Annotated in this window: 15 protein-coding genes and 1 tRNA gene; 9 read left to right on the top strand and 7 right to left on the bottom strand. The window is 31.7% G+C overall.

All coding sequences use genetic code 11. From position 1 onward, the window contains the following. The first annotated feature begins 21 nt into the window (after nt 1–21). The 4 genes from kbl to HM981_RS04700 all read left to right on the top strand — a co-directional run bounded on the left by kbl (nt 22) and on the right by HM981_RS04700 (nt 6,412). Complete coding sequence (gene kbl / locus HM981_RS04715; protein WP_179337419.1) at nt 22–1,215, top strand: glycine C-acetyltransferase; 1,194 nt, start codon at nt 22–24, stop codon at nt 1,213–1,215. A gap of 137 nt (nt 1,216–1,352) precedes the next feature. Further along, on the top strand, nt 1,353–2,750 hold the full coding sequence (locus HM981_RS04710) for an OmpA family protein (protein ID WP_179337418.1): 1,398 nt from the start codon (nt 1,353–1,355) through the stop codon (nt 2,748–2,750). A gap of 63 nt (nt 2,751–2,813) precedes the next feature. Beyond that, entirely contained in the window at nt 2,814–5,573 is a 2,760-nt protein-coding gene (locus tag HM981_RS04705) for a PD-(D/E)XK nuclease family protein (RefSeq protein WP_179337417.1), read from the top strand. Next, on the top strand, nt 5,573–6,412 hold the full coding sequence (locus HM981_RS04700; protein ID WP_179337416.1) for an alpha/beta hydrolase family protein: 840 nt from the start codon (nt 5,573–5,575) through the stop codon (nt 6,410–6,412). The genes HM981_RS04705 and HM981_RS04700 overlap by 1 nt, the downstream gene beginning before the upstream one ends. 13 nt (nt 6,413–6,425) lie before the next feature. Here the strand turns inward: HM981_RS04700 and HM981_RS04695 are convergent, their stop codons facing one another. The 4 genes from HM981_RS04695 to HM981_RS04680 all read right to left on the bottom strand — a co-directional run bounded on the left by HM981_RS04695 (nt 6,426) and on the right by HM981_RS04680 (nt 10,093). Further along, nucleotides 6,426–8,789, bottom strand: coding sequence for a hybrid sensor histidine kinase/response regulator (locus tag HM981_RS04695; protein ID WP_179337415.1), 2,364 nt, complete (start codon nt 8,787–8,789; stop codon nt 6,426–6,428). 132 nt (nt 8,790–8,921) lie between these two features. Further along, nucleotides 8,922–9,134, bottom strand: coding sequence for a hypothetical protein (locus tag HM981_RS04690; RefSeq protein ID WP_179337414.1), 213 nt, complete (start codon nt 9,132–9,134; stop codon nt 8,922–8,924). A gap of 77 nt (nt 9,135–9,211) precedes the next feature. Beyond that, a tRNA-Ala gene (locus HM981_RS04685) sits at nt 9,212–9,285 on the bottom strand. A gap of 10 nt (nt 9,286–9,295) precedes the next feature. Continuing rightward, complete coding sequence (locus HM981_RS04680) at nt 9,296–10,093, bottom strand: universal stress protein (RefSeq protein ID WP_179337413.1); 798 nt, start codon at nt 10,091–10,093, stop codon at nt 9,296–9,298. Between the two features lie 44 nt (nt 10,094–10,137). Between HM981_RS04680 and HM981_RS04675 the strand changes: the two genes are divergently transcribed. Genes HM981_RS04675 through HM981_RS04665 form a run of 3 tightly spaced genes read left to right on the top strand, consistent with a single transcriptional unit; the run spans nt 10,138 to nt 12,167 of the window. Then, nucleotides 10,138–10,638, top strand: a complete 501-nt coding sequence (locus tag HM981_RS04675) for a GNAT family N-acetyltransferase (protein WP_179337412.1) — start codon at nt 10,138–10,140, stop codon at nt 10,636–10,638. Beyond that, a complete protein-coding gene (locus HM981_RS04670; RefSeq protein WP_317167161.1) occupies nt 10,635–11,963 on the top strand; it encodes an MATE family efflux transporter in 1,329 nt (442 codons plus the stop codon). The genes HM981_RS04675 and HM981_RS04670 overlap by 4 nt, the downstream gene beginning before the upstream one ends. 27 nt (nt 11,964–11,990) lie before the next feature. Continuing rightward, nucleotides 11,991–12,167 (top strand): hypothetical protein, encoded by a 177-nt coding sequence (locus tag HM981_RS04665; protein ID WP_179337410.1) that lies wholly within the window; start codon nt 11,991–11,993, stop codon nt 12,165–12,167. A 260-nt stretch (nt 12,168–12,427) separates the two neighbouring features. Here the strand turns inward: HM981_RS04665 and HM981_RS04660 are convergent, their stop codons facing one another. After that, nucleotides 12,428–13,057, bottom strand: coding sequence for a 2OG-Fe(II) oxygenase (locus tag HM981_RS04660; RefSeq protein ID WP_179337409.1), 630 nt, complete (start codon nt 13,055–13,057; stop codon nt 12,428–12,430). Nucleotides 13,058–13,170: 113 nt separating this feature from the next. On the opposite strand from HM981_RS04660, the gene HM981_RS04655 reads away from it, so the two are divergent. Both HM981_RS04655 and HM981_RS04650 read left to right on the top strand, forming a co-directional pair. Further along, complete coding sequence (locus tag HM981_RS04655; protein WP_179337408.1) at nt 13,171–13,623, top strand: 6-pyruvoyl trahydropterin synthase family protein; 453 nt, start codon at nt 13,171–13,173, stop codon at nt 13,621–13,623. Further along, the gene (locus tag HM981_RS04650; protein ID WP_179337407.1) at nt 13,616–14,410 is read left to right on the top strand and encodes a UDP-2,3-diacylglucosamine diphosphatase; all 795 of its coding nucleotides are present in this window, start codon (nt 13,616–13,618) and stop codon (nt 14,408–14,410) included. The genes HM981_RS04655 and HM981_RS04650 overlap by 8 nt, the downstream gene beginning before the upstream one ends. On the opposite strand, the gene HM981_RS04645 is transcribed toward HM981_RS04650, so the two are convergent. Beyond that, nucleotides 14,407–15,684, bottom strand: a complete 1,278-nt coding sequence (locus tag HM981_RS04645) for an MFS transporter (protein WP_179337406.1) — start codon at nt 15,682–15,684, stop codon at nt 14,407–14,409. The genes HM981_RS04650 and HM981_RS04645 overlap by 4 nt on opposite strands. 92 nt (nt 15,685–15,776) lie before the next feature. Further along, nucleotides 15,777–16,883, bottom strand: coding sequence for an OmpA family protein (locus HM981_RS04640; protein ID WP_179337405.1), 1,107 nt, complete (start codon nt 16,881–16,883; stop codon nt 15,777–15,779). Nucleotides 16,884–16,900 lie beyond the last annotated feature (17 nt).

The following is a 16,900-nucleotide window of genomic DNA, read 5'->3' as shown; positions in this document are numbered from 1 at the left end:
TTAATAATCAAAATCTAAACGATGTACGGAGATATCAAATACCAATTACAGCAAGAAATAGAATCTATAAAAGAAGCAGGCCTTTTTAAGGAAGAGCGTATAATTACATCTCCTCAAGGAGCCGAAATTACACTTAATACAGGACAAAAGGTTTTAAATTTCTGTGCAAATAATTATTTAGGATTATCCTCTCATCCTGATGTTATTCAAGCGGCAAAAGACACAATGGACACACATGGTTTTGGCATGTCTTCAGTTCGTTTTATATGCGGTACTCAAGATATTCATAAAGAGCTAGAACAAAAAATTGCGGATTTCTATGGTACTGAAGATACTATATTATATGCCGCGGCTTTTGATGCTAACGGTGGTGTTTTTGAACCTTTATTAACTAAGGAGGATGCTATTATTTCAGATTCTTTAAACCACGCTTCAATTATAGATGGAGTAAGATTATGTAAAGCAGCAAGATATCGTTACCAAAATAATGATATGGCAGATTTAGAGACACAACTAATTGAAGCTAATGCCAATGGTGCACGATTCAAAATTATTGTAACCGATGGTGTATTTTCAATGGATGGTATAGTCGCATCATTAGATAAAATATGTGATTTAGCAGATAAATATGAAGCGATGGTCATGATTGATGAATGTCATGCTACAGGTTTTATTGGAGAAACAGGTATTGGTACCTTAGAAGAGAAGGGAGTTCTTGGGAGAATAGATATTATAACCGGAACTTTAGGTAAGGCATTAGGTGGTGCCATGGGAGGTTACACAACGGCTAAAAAGGAGATAGTTGAGCTTTTACGTCAGCGTTCTAGACCTTATTTGTTTTCAAACTCTTTAGCCCCAGCTATTGTAGGTGCATCTATTAAAGTGTTTGACATGTTAAAAAATGACACCACTTTACGAGATAAAGTAGATTGGAATACAAAATACTTTAAAAAAGGAATGAAGGCAGCAGGTTTTGATATTGTAGACGGAGATTCTGCCATTGTACCTGTAATGTTATATGATGCAAAATTGTCACAAACTATGGCTAATATGCTCTTAGAAGAAGGAATTTATGTTATTGGTTTCTTTTTTCCTGTTGTTCCAAAAGATAAGGCGAGAATTAGAGTACAACTCTCTGCAGCTCACGATAAAGAGCAATTGGATGCGGCAATTTCGGCATTCATTAAAGTTGGACAAAAACTCGATATTATCTAGAATCAATCAAATCTTAACTCATACACCTTATTTTAGGCTACTATTGCAATATTTTTATACTTTTGTCTTTGTTAATAAACTTTAACAACTTATTTTTGCAAACAATTAACACTTAAAAAATTAAAATTAATTAGATTATGAAAAATCTTAGCAGATTATTTTTTGTCGCAGTGCTTATCGCAAGTTTTAGTACTACTAACGCTCAAGACAAGAACAATCCATGGGCCATTGGATTTGGAGCCAACGCAGTTGACTTTTTCCCAGTAGGAGAAGATGCGCCTCAAGGAGAATATTTTGACGAATATTTTAACGTAACTGATCACTGGAATATTCTTCCTTCACTTTCAACAGTATCTGTTTCTAGATACCTTAGCGATGGTTTTACGTTTACTGCAACTGGTGCTATAAACAGAATTGACAAATTTGGATCTAATTCAGACCCTATTACAGGAAAAGAATCAACTAATAAGGTTGATGATTTAACTTACTATAGTTTAGATGGTAGAGTTTCTTATAGCTTTATGAATATTATAAACTCTAAAACATTTGATCCTTATTTAGGTGTTGGTGGTGGTTACTCTTGGTTAGATGAAATAGGAGCTGGAACTTTAAACGGAACTTTAGGTTTTAAATACTGGTTAACTGAAAACTTCGGTTTTGATGTTCAGTCTACATATAAGCATTCATTTGAAGATTACTTACCAAAGCATTTCCAACATTCAGTTGGTGTTACATTTAAGTTTGGTGGTACTGATACTGATGGTGATGGTGTTTATGATCAAGATGATGCTTGTCCGGAAGAAGCTGGTTTAGAGATCTTCAATGGTTGTCCAGATTCTGATAATGATGGTATCCAAGATTCTAAAGATGATTGTCCATATACTGCAGGTTTAGCTGAATTTAACGGTTGTCCTGATACTGATGGTGATGGTGTTGTTGATAAAGATGATAAGTGTCCAGAAGTTGCTGGTCTTAAGTCTTTAGCTGGTTGTCCTGATGCTGATGCTGATGGTGTTGCTGATGCAGATGATAAATGTCCTAACGTAGCTGGTCCTGTAGCTAACAATGGTTGTCCTTGGCCAGATACTGATGGTGATGGTATCTTAGATAAAGATGATAAATGTCCTAACGAAGTTGGAACTGTTGCAAACAATGGTTGTCCTGAAGTTAAGCCAACAGAAGAAGTAATGGAAACTTTAAATAGTTATTCTAGATCTATCTTATTTAACTCTGGTAGAGCTACTTTCCAAAAGCAAACTGACCAAGTATTACAATCTATGGTAGCTATCTTTAAAGAATACCCTAGAGCTAATTTCTCTCTTGAAGGTCATACTGATTCTGATGGTTCTAAATCTATGAACCAAGCGTTATCTGATAGACGTGCAAATGCAGTTAGAGATTATTTAATCGCTAATGGTATTGCTGCTGATAGATTAACTGCTACTGGTTTTGGAGAATCTAATCCAATTGCTAATAACAGAACAAGAGCTGGTAAAAAAGAAAACAGACGTGTAGAGGTGAAGTTGAAAAACTAATTATATCTCTAAAATATATTTTAAAAACGCTCCGAAGTTCGGAGCGTTTTTTATTTTTATAGAATGATACCTTTTATAAAAACAGTACTACAAGATCTTCATTCCAAAAAGTTAAATCTCGAAGACTTACACTTTATTCTACCAAGTAAACGTGCAGGTGTATTTCTTAAACATCATCTCTCTACTTTAATAGAACAACCCATATTTACACCAGAAATTCTTAGTATAGAAGAATTTGTAGAGGAATTATCGGGACTTCAAAATTTACCGAATACAGATTTATTATTCAGACTCTATGAGACCTATAGAAGTCTTACTCCAGAAAACGAACAAGAAACGTTTGAATCGTTTTCTAAATGGGCTCAAATCTTATTACAAGACTTTAATGAGATTGATCGTTACCTTATACCTCAAGAACACATTTTTAATTACTTAAATGCTATTAAAGAGCTTAATCATTGGTCTGTGGAAGCCAATCAAACAGATCTTATAAAAAATCATTTAAAGTTCTGGAAACATCTCAAAGAATATTACGCTGTATTTACTGAAAACCTTTTAAATTCAAAAAAAGGTTATCAAGGACTTATTTATAGAGAGGCAGCAACAAACGTTGAGCATTATATAGAGAACTCTAATGGTAAGATTCATGTATTTTTAGGATTTAATGCTTTAAATACGTCAGAGTCTCAGATTATCCAGGCCTTGCTAAAAAATAATTTAGCACATATCTATTGGGATATTGATAAAGCGTTTATAGATGATGCCGTACATGATGCTGGTTGGTTTACCAGACAACATAGAAAACAATGGAATTACTTTAAGACGCAACCTTTCAATTGGGTTACTAATCATTATAGCGATAAAAAGAGCATTCAGTCTATTGGTATTCCTAAACACATTGGTCAAGCCAAGTATATTGGGCAATTGCTAGAAGACTTAACGCAGAAAGAAACGAATTTATCCAATATTGCGGTGGTTTTAGGTGAAGAGCATTTATTACTTCCTGTATTAAATTCAATACCTAAAAATATATCTAAGCTTAATGTTACTATGGGTTTGCCTTTAGAGTTTGTTCCTCTAGCGTCATTATTTGAGCAGTTGTTTGTGCTTCATAAAAACAACCCAAAACAATTTTATTATAAAGACATTATAGCGTTGTTATCTCATCCGTCAGTTTACCCATTATTTGATGAGGATACATTTAATACTGCAAGTAATATTGTAGCACATATACAAAAGAATAATCTAGTATATATTACAGAGAGTGAATTAAGAGAATTGGCCAAATCTCATACTAAACAAATTGATTTATTATTTAAATCTTGGGTAGATCAACCTGAAATAGCTTTAGAGCACTGTTCAGATCTCATTTTTGAAATGAAAGCCAATCTTGATAGCAATAAGCAAGATAATAGTCTCGAATTAGAATATTTATATCGTTTTAACACGTTGTTTAATCAACTTACACAATTGAATACAACCTATAAATATCTAAATTCTATTACATCCTTACAGACGATATACAGGGAGCTATTAAGTTCAGAAACTTTAGATTTTAAAGGAGAACCATTAGAGGGACTTCAGATTATGGGAATGTTAGAATCTCGCGTTTTAGATTTTGAAACCGTTATTATAAGCTCCGTTAATGAAGGGATTCTTCCATCAGGAAAAACAAATAATTCCTTTATTCCATTCGATGTAAAAATTGAAAATAATTTACCAACATTCAAAGATAAAGATGCGGTTTATACGTATCACTTTTACAGACTTCTTCAACGTGCTAAAAATGTGTATATATTATATAATACGGAAATTGATGCTTTAAAAGGTGGTGAAAAGAGTCGGTTTTTAACACAACTAGAAATTGAAGGCATTCATGATATAACAACTACAGTTGTCTCCCCTAACGTTCCTATTATAGAACAAAAGTTCACGGAAATAATTAAAACACCCTTAGTTGTAGAGCAAATAAAAGTATTGTCTTCTAAGGGCTATTCACCGTCATCTTTAACCAATTACATTAGAAATCCGATAGATTTTTATTATGAAAAAATATTAGGTATTAAAGACTTTGAAGAGGTTGAAGAAAACATTGCTGCGAATACTTTAGGTTCTGTTATTCATAATTCTCTTGAAGATTTTTACAAACCCTTAGAAGGATCACTTTTAACACTAGATTATCTTAAAAAAATGAAGAGTCAGATTAAAGATATGGTGACTTTTCATTTTGAAAAACTCTATAATAAAGGAGGTTTTTCTAAAGGTAAAAATCTAATTATCTTCGAGATAGCGCAGCGTTATATTTTAAATTTTATTAACTTAGAAATAGAAAGTCTTAAGGCTGGTAATGAAATAAAAATCCTTTCGATTGAGGCAGACGAATCTATAGATATTCAAATTGAAGGTTTAGATTTTCCTATTAGATTAAAAGGAAAAGTTGATAGAATAGATCAATTTAATGGAGTTACAAGAGTTGTGGATTATAAATCCGGAAAAGTAGAGCAAAGCAAAGTAGAGATTGCAGATTGGGAAGATTTAACTAAGGACTATGTAAAGTACAGTAAATCGTTTCAAATTTTATGTTATGCCTACATGATGCGACAAAAAAACTTGATAGAGTTACCTATTGAAGCTGGGATTATTTCATTTAAAAACTTAGGTGAAGGCTTTTTAAAATTCGGTAAAAAAGAATCATCTACCTCAAGAAAAAAAGACCAATTAATAACCGATGAAACTCTAGATAATTTTGAAATAGAACTCAAAAAACTGATTATAGAAATTTGTAATCCAGAGGTTAAATTCATTGAAAAAGAACTTGATTAATGCATATTGATAAAAACATAGTATTAGAAAGAAATGGTAAAAAGCCCATCTTGATTGATGCGTTTTATTCTGAAGAGAAAATTAATCAACCTTTAATTATATTTTGTCATGGCTATAAAGGTTTTAAAAATTGGGGAGCTTGGGATTTAATGGCAGAAACTATTGCAGAAGGAGGATTTTGTGTTATAAAATTCAATTTTTCACATAATGGTGGTACTATGGAAAACCCAATTGATTTTCCAGATTTAGAAGCTTTTGGAAATAACAATTACACCAAAGAGCTAGATGATTTAGATGCTATTATTACGTGGTCTCAAAATCATTTTAAAAATATTTTAAATATAAATACTAACGATATTTGTTTAATTGGTCATAGTAGAGGTGGAGGAATTACGATACTAAAAGCCTCAGAAGATATACGAATTACAAAACTAATTACTTTGGCTAGTGTAAGTGATTTTGGGACTAGATTTGGCTCTGACGAAGAACTAAAGAATTGGAAAAAAGAGGGCGTTAAGTCCGTTTTAAATGGAAGAACCAAACAAGAAATGCCACATTATTATCAGTTCTTTGAGGATTTTAAGGTTAACGAGAATCGACTAGATATTAAATCTGCTGAAGAACGATTAAAAATTCCACATTTAATCATTCATGGATCTAATGATACTTCGGTAAATCTTAGCGAGGCCAGAGCATTGCACCAATGGAATCCTAAGAGCGAATTAAAGATTATTGAAGGTGCAGATCATGTTTTTAATACAAGACACCCTTGGGAAGAAAATGAGCTTACTAGTGAATTAAATAAAACGATCAGTGAGATTATATCATTTTTAAACTGAGAAACGAAATGTTTTAGGCGACATTCAGATTATGTGTAAGGATACAAGCACTAATTTTTTCAAACAGTAAATCTCTTTTAACCGGTTTAGTAATATAATCATTCATCCCTAACCTTAAAGCACGTTGTTTTGTCTCTACTGTAGCGTCAGCAGTTACAGCGATTATTGGTATATTACTTATTATTTCGCCTAAATTACCACTTCTAATTATTGCTGTCGCTTCATAACCATCCATTATAGGCATTTGTAAATCCATAAGGATTAAGTTGTAAGTTATATTTTTAAGGGAGGTTAATGCTTCTTTTCCATTTTCAACCAAGGTGATTTTGACATTAGGAAAACTACTTAATAGCTTTTTTATAACCAATTGATTAAGCTTATTATCTTCTACAACAAGTATATTTAAAGCAGGATTTATAGTCGTAATTGCTTTTATCTTTTCTGCAGGAATTTCATCAACTATACTTTTTAGAGGAATTTCAATATACACTTCAGTACCTTTTCCTGCTATACTCTCAACTTGTAAATTTCCATTAAATAAATTAATCAAATGTTTTGAAATGGTAAGACCAAGACCAATACCACCAAATTGACGTTTATTATTTAACCGCATTTGATTAAAGCTATCAAATATGTGTTCTTTATTTTCTTTGTCCATTCCAATACCGGAATCAGAAATTTGAAAATAGAATCTAGAAATACCATTAGATTGTGTTAAACACTTTAATTTAAAATGCACATGTCCTTCAGTTGTAAATTTTACTGCATTGGTTAAAACATTATTTATAATTTGGGCAAAACGGTCAGGATCACCAGAAACTTTGGTAGGAACTTCAGAATCCATTCGAAAGCTGTAATCTAGCTTCTTTTTTTCTGCTTCTAATTTCCAGTTATTGCTAATTTCTTTTAAAATTATCAATGGATTAAATTCTTCTTCATTAAGTTGAAGTTCATTTTTCTCTATAAGTTCAAAATCTAAAACGTCATTTACGTGACTAAGTAAACTCGTTGAAGCATTTTTAATAATTTGATACTTCTCATTATTTTCTTCATTGAGATTAGAATCTGAAAGCGCAGATTCTACCATTCCCATAATGGCATTGATAGGTGTTCTTAATTCATGACTAATATTAGACATAAAATACGTCTTTAGTTCACTGATTTCTTCAGATTTCTTTAGCGCTAATGCTTGCGATTTTTCATTCTCTTTTCTTAATTTTTTTATAAGATTAGTCATAGATAATGATAAAAGAATGACTTCTATTCCTGATCCAAACTTAGCGCTGTTTAATGTGTAGAAATTACTTGGTAAAAACCCTAAATTATTCATTATAAATCCAAGTAATCCCAAAACCAAAAACATAATCCCTAAACTAAAAAAGGTATCTACAGAGATGCGTTTGTGCCACATTGTAAACACAGTAGCTAAAATAAGTATTAAACTAAATAAACCATTTATATTACTCAATACATAAGCTATTTCTAAAGTCTTTGTATTGATAAAAACCATTAGTAATACAACCGCTAGACTTATATAAATAGCGTTGTATAATTTTTTAAAATGTGATAGATTAAGTGCCGCTTTCAAAAAATATTCACAATATTTAAGTAAAAAGAAGTTTGAAGAAATAGCTGTAATTAGTACCATTCTACTATTAAAAAAACCGCCATTTGGAAATATGTATTGATAAATAAAGCCATCTAAAGCCGCTTGCATTAAGGCAATAGAAAATACATAAATGCCATAATACAAAAAGGTTTTATTTTTTAAACTGTTATAGAAAAAGAGGTATATAAAACCGGCTAATAGTAACACACCATAAAATAGACCTAAAAAGAATTGTTGTTTATAGTTGGTAATAAAAAATGAGGTTTCATCGTATAAAGTAAGCGGAAGATTTATAGCCTCTCCGTCACTGGATATTTCCATGAAGTATAATTGTTCACTATGAGCTTTAAGCGTTAGTTTAAAAATAATTTGTCTATGTTGTACATTTCGTGAACTAAACGCATTTTGATCACCATTCTCGTATTTAATTATTTCAGGTTTTATCTCATACAAATTTATAACGTCTGTAATGGGTCTGCCTGTTTGAAAATAATACGTTTTATCTGTATTAGAACTGTTTTTTAATATAAATCGAATCCAATAATTATCTGAAGTAAAGCCAAAATCATGGTTAGCAGATTCTAATTTTTTATATGCTAATTGTTCATTATTTAATATAGCATCTATAGTGTAGATTGTTTTATCTACATCGACATATTCAGAATATTGAAATAATTGACCAGTTGAACTTTCAGGATCGAAAGCTGGTTGTTGAGCATACAAATTGCATGCTAATAAGTAGGTTATTAGTAGTAGGATTCGTTTCATGTAGGGCATTAAACTTCTGCAAACATACAAAAAAAATCAGCCATTTACGTTTTGACGATAAAAAACGTTTTTAAACGATATTTTTATTTCGGTTTTGTGCCAGAACTATACAGTAGCTTCTTTAAACCATACTTATGTATAGCCTCTATTAGCATATTGTTTAATTATATCTCTATTATACGTTTCTGCTACTGCGCTCCATACGATATTATCATCTCGGTTTTTCGTTTGATTGTATGCTCCTTGCATAAAAGTCTGTGATTCTATGGCATGTGCATTTTCTTGCTCAACACCTTCACCGCGGATAGGTGCATATAATGTTAAGATTTGCGTTGGATAATTCAATTTTTTGAAAATTCTGATATATTGAATATAAAAAAAGGTTTCAAAGTTAAAAAACTCTGAAACCTCATATCTTATAGTGGAGAAGATCGGGCTCGAACCGACGACCTCTTGACTGCCAGTCAAGCACTCTAGCCAACTGAGCTACATCCCCAAATTTTAAATTATTTTAAGCCACTTAATACTAAAACAGGAATTTTAGTACTGTGAAAGTCTTTCTTTAAAATGGTATTGTTTTCCCAAAGCTTTTTAAAGAAACCTCTTTTACGTCTAACAACGCATAGTAAATCTGGATTATTCTCTTTATGATGCTCTAAAAAGGCCATAAATGTTGTTGGGCTATCAGCTTTTTTTGTTGTAGAAATAATAGACTGAAGTTCTTCATTAACATCAAAATCATGTTTTTTATGATGTGGTGTTTTTACTAAAAGTAAAGTTACAGCAGCATTAAATTGTGTTTTTATAGACTTTAAAGGATACAATACATTCTCTTTTTTAATCGTAGCAGATTTTAAAGCCAATAACAGCTTTTCAAATGGCTGAAACGAATAACCTTCAGGTACAATTAAAGCTGGAATTTGGGTTTGTTTTATAATCTTGCCAGACGTTTTTCCTAAATAAACTTCGTCTTTTATAGAGTTGGTACGTGGTTCTAAAATTATTAAATCAACATCTAAGGCTTTACATACTTTCTCTATAGTATTAATCAATTTTCCTTTAAATGTTCTGGCAACTACATTAACACCTTTAGTATCAATTGATGCAATATGACTTTCTAAAAAGGATTTAGACTCTGCTTCTAAAATATGATCAATCTTAATCATTGTACCTGCTTTGGTGTAAACATTATATATTTGAACCACATATACTTTAGCGCCAAATGCTTTAGCGAAATCTACAGCATATTGCAAGTGCGATTGTGCGTTTTTTGAAGAACCAACAGGGACTAATATCGTTTTCATAATTAGAAAATTGAAATTTATAGTAACAAAAATAAACATTATTAATGATTCGGATAGCAGAAGAAAAAGATATTGATGGCATTATTAGTATTACAAAAGCTTGCGCCAAGGCTATGATTGCCAATAAAATTTATCAATGGAATGAACATTACCCAAATACCTCTGCTTTTAAAAATGATATAAAACGAAATGAACTTTATGTTATAGAAATCGAAGCTGTAATTATTGGTTGTATTGTTATTTCTACGTTTATGGATTCAGAATACAAACCAATACAATGGTTAACACCAACTCACAACGCTATTTATATTCATCGTTTAGCCGTTCACCCAAATATACAAGGAAAAGGTTATGCTCAAAAATTAATGCTATTTGCAGAAGAATTTGCTATTGAAAATAATTATAGCTCTATTCGATTAGATACCTTTTCTCAGAACAAAAGAAACCAAAAGTTTTACGAACTTCGCGGCTATAAAAAATTAGGAGATATTCATTTTCCAAAACAAAGTGAATTCCCTTTTCATTGTTACGAATTAGTATTGTGAGTATAACACTAAAACAGATTAATAAATTAGCGATTCCAGCCTTAATTTCTGGAGTGTCAGAGCCTATTTTGTCTTTAACAGATGCAGCCATTATTGGAAATATGGAATATAATGCCACAACATCGTTAGCAGCTGTTGGTATTGTTACCACATTTTTATCGATGCTTATTTGGGTTTTGGGACAAACTAGAAGTGCTATTTCATCAATTATATCTCAGTATTTAGGAGCAGGAAATATTGAAGCCGTGAAAACCCTTCCTGCTCAAGCTATTTTTGTGATTACAGCGCTGAGCTTACTAATTATAGCTGTGACCTATCCCTTTGCTTCTCAAATATTTCAGCTTTATAATGCTAACGGAGCCATTTTGGATTCTTGTGTAGATTATTATCAAATTCGGGTTTTTGGGTTTCCATTTACCTTATTTACTATTGCAGTTTTTGGAACGTTTAGAGGGCTTCAAAACACCTATTTTCCTATGTTAATTGCCATAATAGGAGCTTTGGCTAATATTGTCTTAGATTATATTTTTGTTTATGGTATTGAAGGCTACATGCCAGCCATGCATATAAAAGGAGCGGCTTACGCAAGTGTTATTGCACAACTAATTATGGCGCTACTTTCGGCATTTTATCTACTAAAGAAAACAGATATTCCTTTAATCTCAACATTGCCTATTAATCCAGAAATGAAACGTTTTACACTAATGATTTTTAATTTATTCATTAGAACCATCGCGTTGAATATCGCCTTATATTTTGGAACTAGTTTTGCCACAAAATATGGTGACACTTATATTGCAGCCTATACCATCGCTATTAATTTGTGGTTTTTAGGTGCTTTTCTTATCGATGGTTACGCAAGTGCTGGTAATATTTTATCAGGAAAATTATTTGGTGCAAAAGATTATAAAAGTCTTATTGATTTGAGTAATAAATTAATTAAATATGGAATTATAATAGGATTATTAATAGGTTGCTTAGGTGCGGTTTTTTACTATCCAATAGGACATATATTTAGTAACGATGCAGAAGTTCTAGAAGAATTCTACAATATATTTTGGATTATTTTAGCGATGCAACCCTTATGTGCCTTAGCTTTTATTTTTGATGGCGTTTTTAAAGGACTTGGTGAAATGAAATATTTGAGGAACGTTTTACTGTTTTCAACACTTGTAATTTTTACACCTATTATCTTTTGGATGGATGCTTTAAACTATAAACTTTATGGCATTTTTATAGCATTTACCTTTTGGATGATTGCACGTGGTTTACCTTTAATTATAAAATTTAGAAAAACATTTATTCCCCTAGCTCAAAACACTTAAATTTGGTCTATAAATTATTTTCTATAAATGAACTTATTAATTACTTTACTACAAGACGTTAGTGTTAACGAGAAACTAAAAAATGCACCAGACGATAGTTATGGCATTGGTGTCTTTATTGGCACATTATTACCTTTTGTTGTTTTGGTTATTATAGCATTTGTAATTTATAGATATAATAAAAATAGATATAAAGATGAATAGTATGCTTCAGCCTAATAGCATACAAAACTCAGACATTTATAATGTTGGTTTCGGTATTGGCTATATTTTAGGAATACTTATTCCTTTTATTATTTTAGGAGCAATAATTTTTTTCGCTTTCAGATATTTTAAAAATAAATCAAAAAAATAAATATGGATTTTTTTAGCTTTTTAGGAGGAAACGGGTTATTTCTTATCTTAGGTTTGGTACTTATTATTGTATATTTCTATAACAAAAAGAAACGACGATAACACGTTTACTAACGTGTTTTTAACCAACCTGTAATACTCAGTCTTTGCGTATTTACGGGTTTTACTTCGTGCTCTAATTCTTGGCTTTCAAAAATTACGACTTTACCAGGAAAAGGATACACTATTTGGTCTTCACCATCTAAATATAGTACTAATTCACCACCATTTTCTGGTTTCCAGTCTTCACTATTTAAATAACAAACAAAAGATAATTTACGTCTATCATCATTCTGAAAAGTATCTAGATGACGTTTGTAATACGTGTCTTTAGGATAAATAGCATAATGAAATTCTTTCAGGTTAATTCCAAGAAAACACGTGCGATTAAGATAATCTTTTAAATCGTTAATTTTATTGAAGAATAACTCTTCTGCAGAATTGATAGCGCGTTCATCTATCCAAAGAATTATATCACCACGTACCGCTTTTTTTACCAATTCATTAGTTCTGTTGCCAATTGCCGATTTTTTAAACGCATCTTCATCATGCTTTAAGAGCAACGAATGTCGCAATGCAATAACCTCATCCTCTGAAAAAAAGTCATCAACAATGCTATATTTTTGTAATGAAATATCTGAAATAATACGCTCGTACAGCAGATTTTCAGCAAACGGAATAGCTTCAAATAAACTATTCATGGTAAACTAATATAACAATTGAAATTCATAGTTTCTAAAAAAATTGCGCAAATGTAATCTAAAAACTGATTCGCTTAACATTTATAATATCTTTGCAGCACAAATAAATTCGCATGAGCAACATACGCATTACAAAACAGTTTTCTTTTGAAACAGGTCACGCACTTTACGGTTACGACGGCAAGTGTAAAAATGTACATGGTCACAGTTATCATTTAAATGTTACTGTTATTGGTAAACCTATTTCTGATTCTAATAATGTAAAATTTGGAATGGTTATAGATTTTGGCGATCTCAAGAAAATTGTAAAAGAAGAAATTGTCGATGTGTTTGATCACGCTACAGTTTTTAATAAAAACACACCACATGTAGAGCTGGCTAAAGAATTACAAGCTAGAGATCACAACGTTTTGTTAGTAGATTACCAACCAACAAGCGAGATGATGGTCATTGATTTTGCTGATAAAATTAAACAACGCTTACCAGAAAATATAGCCTTACATTCTTTAAGACTTTCAGAAACTACGTCTAGTTTTGCTGAGTGGTATGCTTCAGATAATGAATAAACCCAACCACATTATACTTGCCAAAGGAAAAAAAGTCTACTTCTCATCAGACAATCATTTAGGTGCACCAACACCTGAAATGTCTCGACCTCGCGAAAAAAAATTCGTGGCTTGGTTAGATGAAATAAAAGAGGATGCAGCAGCAATTTTTCTATTAGGTGATTTATTCGATTTTTGGTTCGAGTATAAAACTGTTGTCCCAAAAGGATTTACAAGAACATTAGGAAAACTAGCTGAAATTTCAGATTCAGGAATCCCAATTTACTTCTTTGTAGGCAATCATGATTTATGGATGACCGATTATTTTAAAACCGAATTAGGTATTACTGTTTTTCATAAACCACAAGAATTTACATTTGGTTCTGGTACGTCTACTGCGCTCAGCGACCAAACAATTTTTATTGGTCATGGTGACGGCTTAGGCCCAAAAGACAAAGGTTATAAACGCATGAAAAAGGTATTTACCAATCCGTTTTTTAAATGGCTATTTAAATGGATGCATCCAGATATTGGACTCAGAATTGGGCAATACATGTCTGTAAAAAATAAAATGATTTCTGGCGATGACGACGCTAAATTTTTAGGTGAAGACAACGAATGGTTAGCCATTTATGCTAAACGTAAACTTGAAGAAAAACATAGAGATTACTTTGTGTTTGGACATAGACATTTGCCATTAGAAATTCAATTGAACGAAAAATCAAGATATATTAATCTAGGAGATTGGATTCAGTATTATACCTATGGCGAATTTGATGGGAATTCTTTTGTATTGAAAAAATATTAAACTGTTTCCTCCTCTTTTTCGTGTTCCTCAATATCTTGTCGCAAATCTAGTTTTCTAAATGATGGAGAAACCACAGCAGTTGTTATAACAGTAATTAAGGTCATGGTTCCTCCAAAAACAACTGCAGTTGCAGTACCCATTAGTTTTGCGGTTAAGCCACTTTCAAAAGCACCTAGTTCGTTAGACGAACCAACAAACATTGAATTCACAGAAGATACACGTCCACGCATATGGTCTGGTGTTTTTAACTGAAGAATGGTTTGTCTAATCACCATAGAAACTCCATCTGTAACTCCACTAAAGAATAAAGCGACAACAGATATCCAAAAGGTTGATGATAATCCAAAAACTACAATACAAGCTCCAAATCCAAATATGGCAATCAGTAATTTCATACCTGCATTTTTGCTAATGGGAATATAAGCTGTAACCAACATAGTTAAAAATGCACCAACAGAAGGTGCAGCGACTAAAACTCCAAACCCTCTTGGACCTACTTTTAGTATGTCTTCAGCAAACACAGCTAAAAGTGCTACAGCTCCGCCAAATAAAACAGACACCATATCTAGAGTTAAGGCTCCTAAAACGGCTTTAGTTTTAAATACAAAATTGACACCTTCTTTTAGGCTTTGTATCATCGGTTCTCCAATATTAGGATTTAATATTGGCTTCTTTTTTACTTGAAATAAAACGACTAATGCAAATATTATCAACCCAAAAATGATACATAAAGACCAATGTACACCAATCCAACTTATAGAAAAACCAGCAAAACCAACACCCAAAACACGCGACATTTGCCAAGTTGAGCTATTCCAAGTGGCAGCATTTGGATAGATTTTTTTAGGTACAATTAACGCTACTAATGAAAAAATTGATGGTCCAAAAAACGAACGTAAAAAACCTCCAAAGAACACCAACCCATAGATAGAGTACAAAATCGCTTTGGTTGACCATGATTCAGAAATTTCTGGTGATGTTAACCAAAATAGACCAAAGCTAATTAAAGAAAATGCTGCAATGCAAAGTGCTAAAAGGTTTCGTTTTTCTTTCTGGTCTACAATGTGGCCTGCAAATAAGGCCATTCCTAAGGCCGGAATAATTTCCATTAAACCAATTATACCTAATGATAATGGATCTTTGGTTAATGCGTAAACTTGCCATTCTATAACCACAAACTGCATAGACCAACCAAAAACCAAAGCAAATCTAACTAGTAAAAAAATATTGAATTCTTTGATTCTTAATGCTGCGTATGGGTCGTTTTTTGCCACTCTAATGTAAAGTTAAGAGACCTAGCAGGTTTTAAAAACCTAGCAAGTCTGCAAATGATTGGGTACAAATGTAAAATAAGCTGAGGTTTATTTTACATTTCAATTAACTTAAAAGCAACACGTCTATTTAATTGCTGACCTTCTTTGGTTTCATTTGTTGAAATAGGTTGTGTACTTCCAAAGCCAAAGGATGTAATTCGGGTTACATTCAAACCCTTTTCAATTAAATAATCTACAACAGCTTTTGCACGTTGCTCTGATAATTCTTTATTCCTTTTATCTAGACCAACATTATCTGTATGACCATAAATTTCAACTTTTAACTTGGGATTAATTTCTAAATGCTTGTATAGTTCATTGAGTTCTACTTCAGAAATAGCTAACAATTCGGCTTTATCAAAATCAAATAATACATTTTTGAAGGTGTAAATCTCATTAGTGTTTATAGTCGGTTCTTCAGTCGTTTTGATAATTTTTTTTCTGACGTTATCTTTTCCTGATGGTTCAATTGTAACGTCATCTATGTAGTAATAAGAAAACAAATAAGGACTATTAGAAAGTTCTTTCTGTTTTTTAGTCTTAGAGTTTTTATGAAAATTACCAATAGAGAAGTAGTTCTCGTAACCTTCGGCTGTAAATTCGAAAGTATATGCCATCCAAGACTCTTTATTAGAAAAATAAATATTATCAGGATTTGAATACATTTTAAACTTTCCTTCAGTCGCTTTAGACGGTTTAATAGCCTTATCACAAGCATTAGAATGATGACAAGGTTTTAGTTTTTCTTCCGTAATTAAAACTTGAATATCTTTTAAAGCATAAGACGATTTATCTGCTAAACTCAAATAAAAAGTCATTTTGTATTTCTTTCCTTTTATTAATGTTTTAGAAAGTTCTCCTTGAACATATTCTCTGTAGTTTTTGTCTGTAAAAAAATACATACCAGCATAAGTAGAACCTGTTTTAGGCATTTGAAAACCATTATAGTTTTTGGCACCATTATCCTCACTGCAGGTATCAAAGAAATCAGTAGAACCATAATTTGGAATAGACCAATCTAAAATACCATCATTAAATCCTCCTAAATATATTTTGCATTTATAAGATGAATGCGCTTCAAAACTTGGGTTTAAAACTAAGTTTTGACTCGTTGAAATGAAGCAACAAAAAAGAAATAAGAATCGAATTGATTGTTTCATGTCTAATCAACGAAGAG

The sequence above is a fragment of the Winogradskyella ludwigii genome, from assembly GCF_013403985.1.
In the GTDB taxonomy this organism is placed as follows: domain Bacteria; phylum Bacteroidota; class Bacteroidia; order Flavobacteriales; family Flavobacteriaceae; genus Winogradskyella; species Winogradskyella ludwigii.
Note: the sequence above shows the minus strand (reverse complement) of the source record. Positions and strands in the feature narration are given on the sequence as shown.

Bases quoted from the DNA above. Each gene is read 5' to 3' on its own strand.
- kbl (WP_179337419.1), top strand. From the start codon at position 22: ATGTACGGAGATATCAAATACCAATTACAGCAAGAAATAGAATCTATA.
- HM981_RS04705 (WP_179337417.1), top strand. From the start codon at position 2,814: ATGATACCTTTTATAAAAACAGTACTACAAGATCTTCATTCCAAAAAG.
- HM981_RS04665 (WP_179337410.1), top strand. From the start codon at position 11,991: ATGAACTTATTAATTACTTTACTACAAGACGTTAGTGTTAACGAGAAA.
- HM981_RS04655 (WP_179337408.1), top strand. From the start codon at position 13,171: ATGAGCAACATACGCATTACAAAACAGTTTTCTTTTGAAACAGGTCAC.
- HM981_RS04660 (WP_179337409.1), bottom strand. From the start codon at position 13,057: ATGAATAGTTTATTTGAAGCTATTCCGTTTGCTGAAAATCTGCTGTAC.
- HM981_RS04680 (WP_179337413.1), bottom strand. From the start codon at position 10,093: ATGAAAACGATATTAGTCCCTGTTGGTTCTTCAAAAAACGCACAATCG.
- HM981_RS04710 (WP_179337418.1), top strand. From the start codon at position 1,353: ATGAAAAATCTTAGCAGATTATTTTTTGTCGCAGTGCTTATCGCAAGT.
- HM981_RS04650 (WP_179337407.1), top strand. From the start codon at position 13,616: ATGAATAAACCCAACCACATTATACTTGCCAAAGGAAAAAAAGTCTAC.
- HM981_RS04695 (WP_179337415.1), bottom strand. From the start codon at position 8,789: ATGAAACGAATCCTACTACTAATAACCTACTTATTAGCATGCAATTTG.
- HM981_RS04640 (WP_179337405.1), bottom strand. From the start codon at position 16,883: ATGAAACAATCAATTCGATTCTTATTTCTTTTTTGTTGCTTCATTTCA.
- HM981_RS04700 (WP_179337416.1), top strand. From the start codon at position 5,573: ATGCATATTGATAAAAACATAGTATTAGAAAGAAATGGTAAAAAGCCC.
- HM981_RS04675 (WP_179337412.1), top strand. From the start codon at position 10,138: ATGATTCGGATAGCAGAAGAAAAAGATATTGATGGCATTATTAGTATT.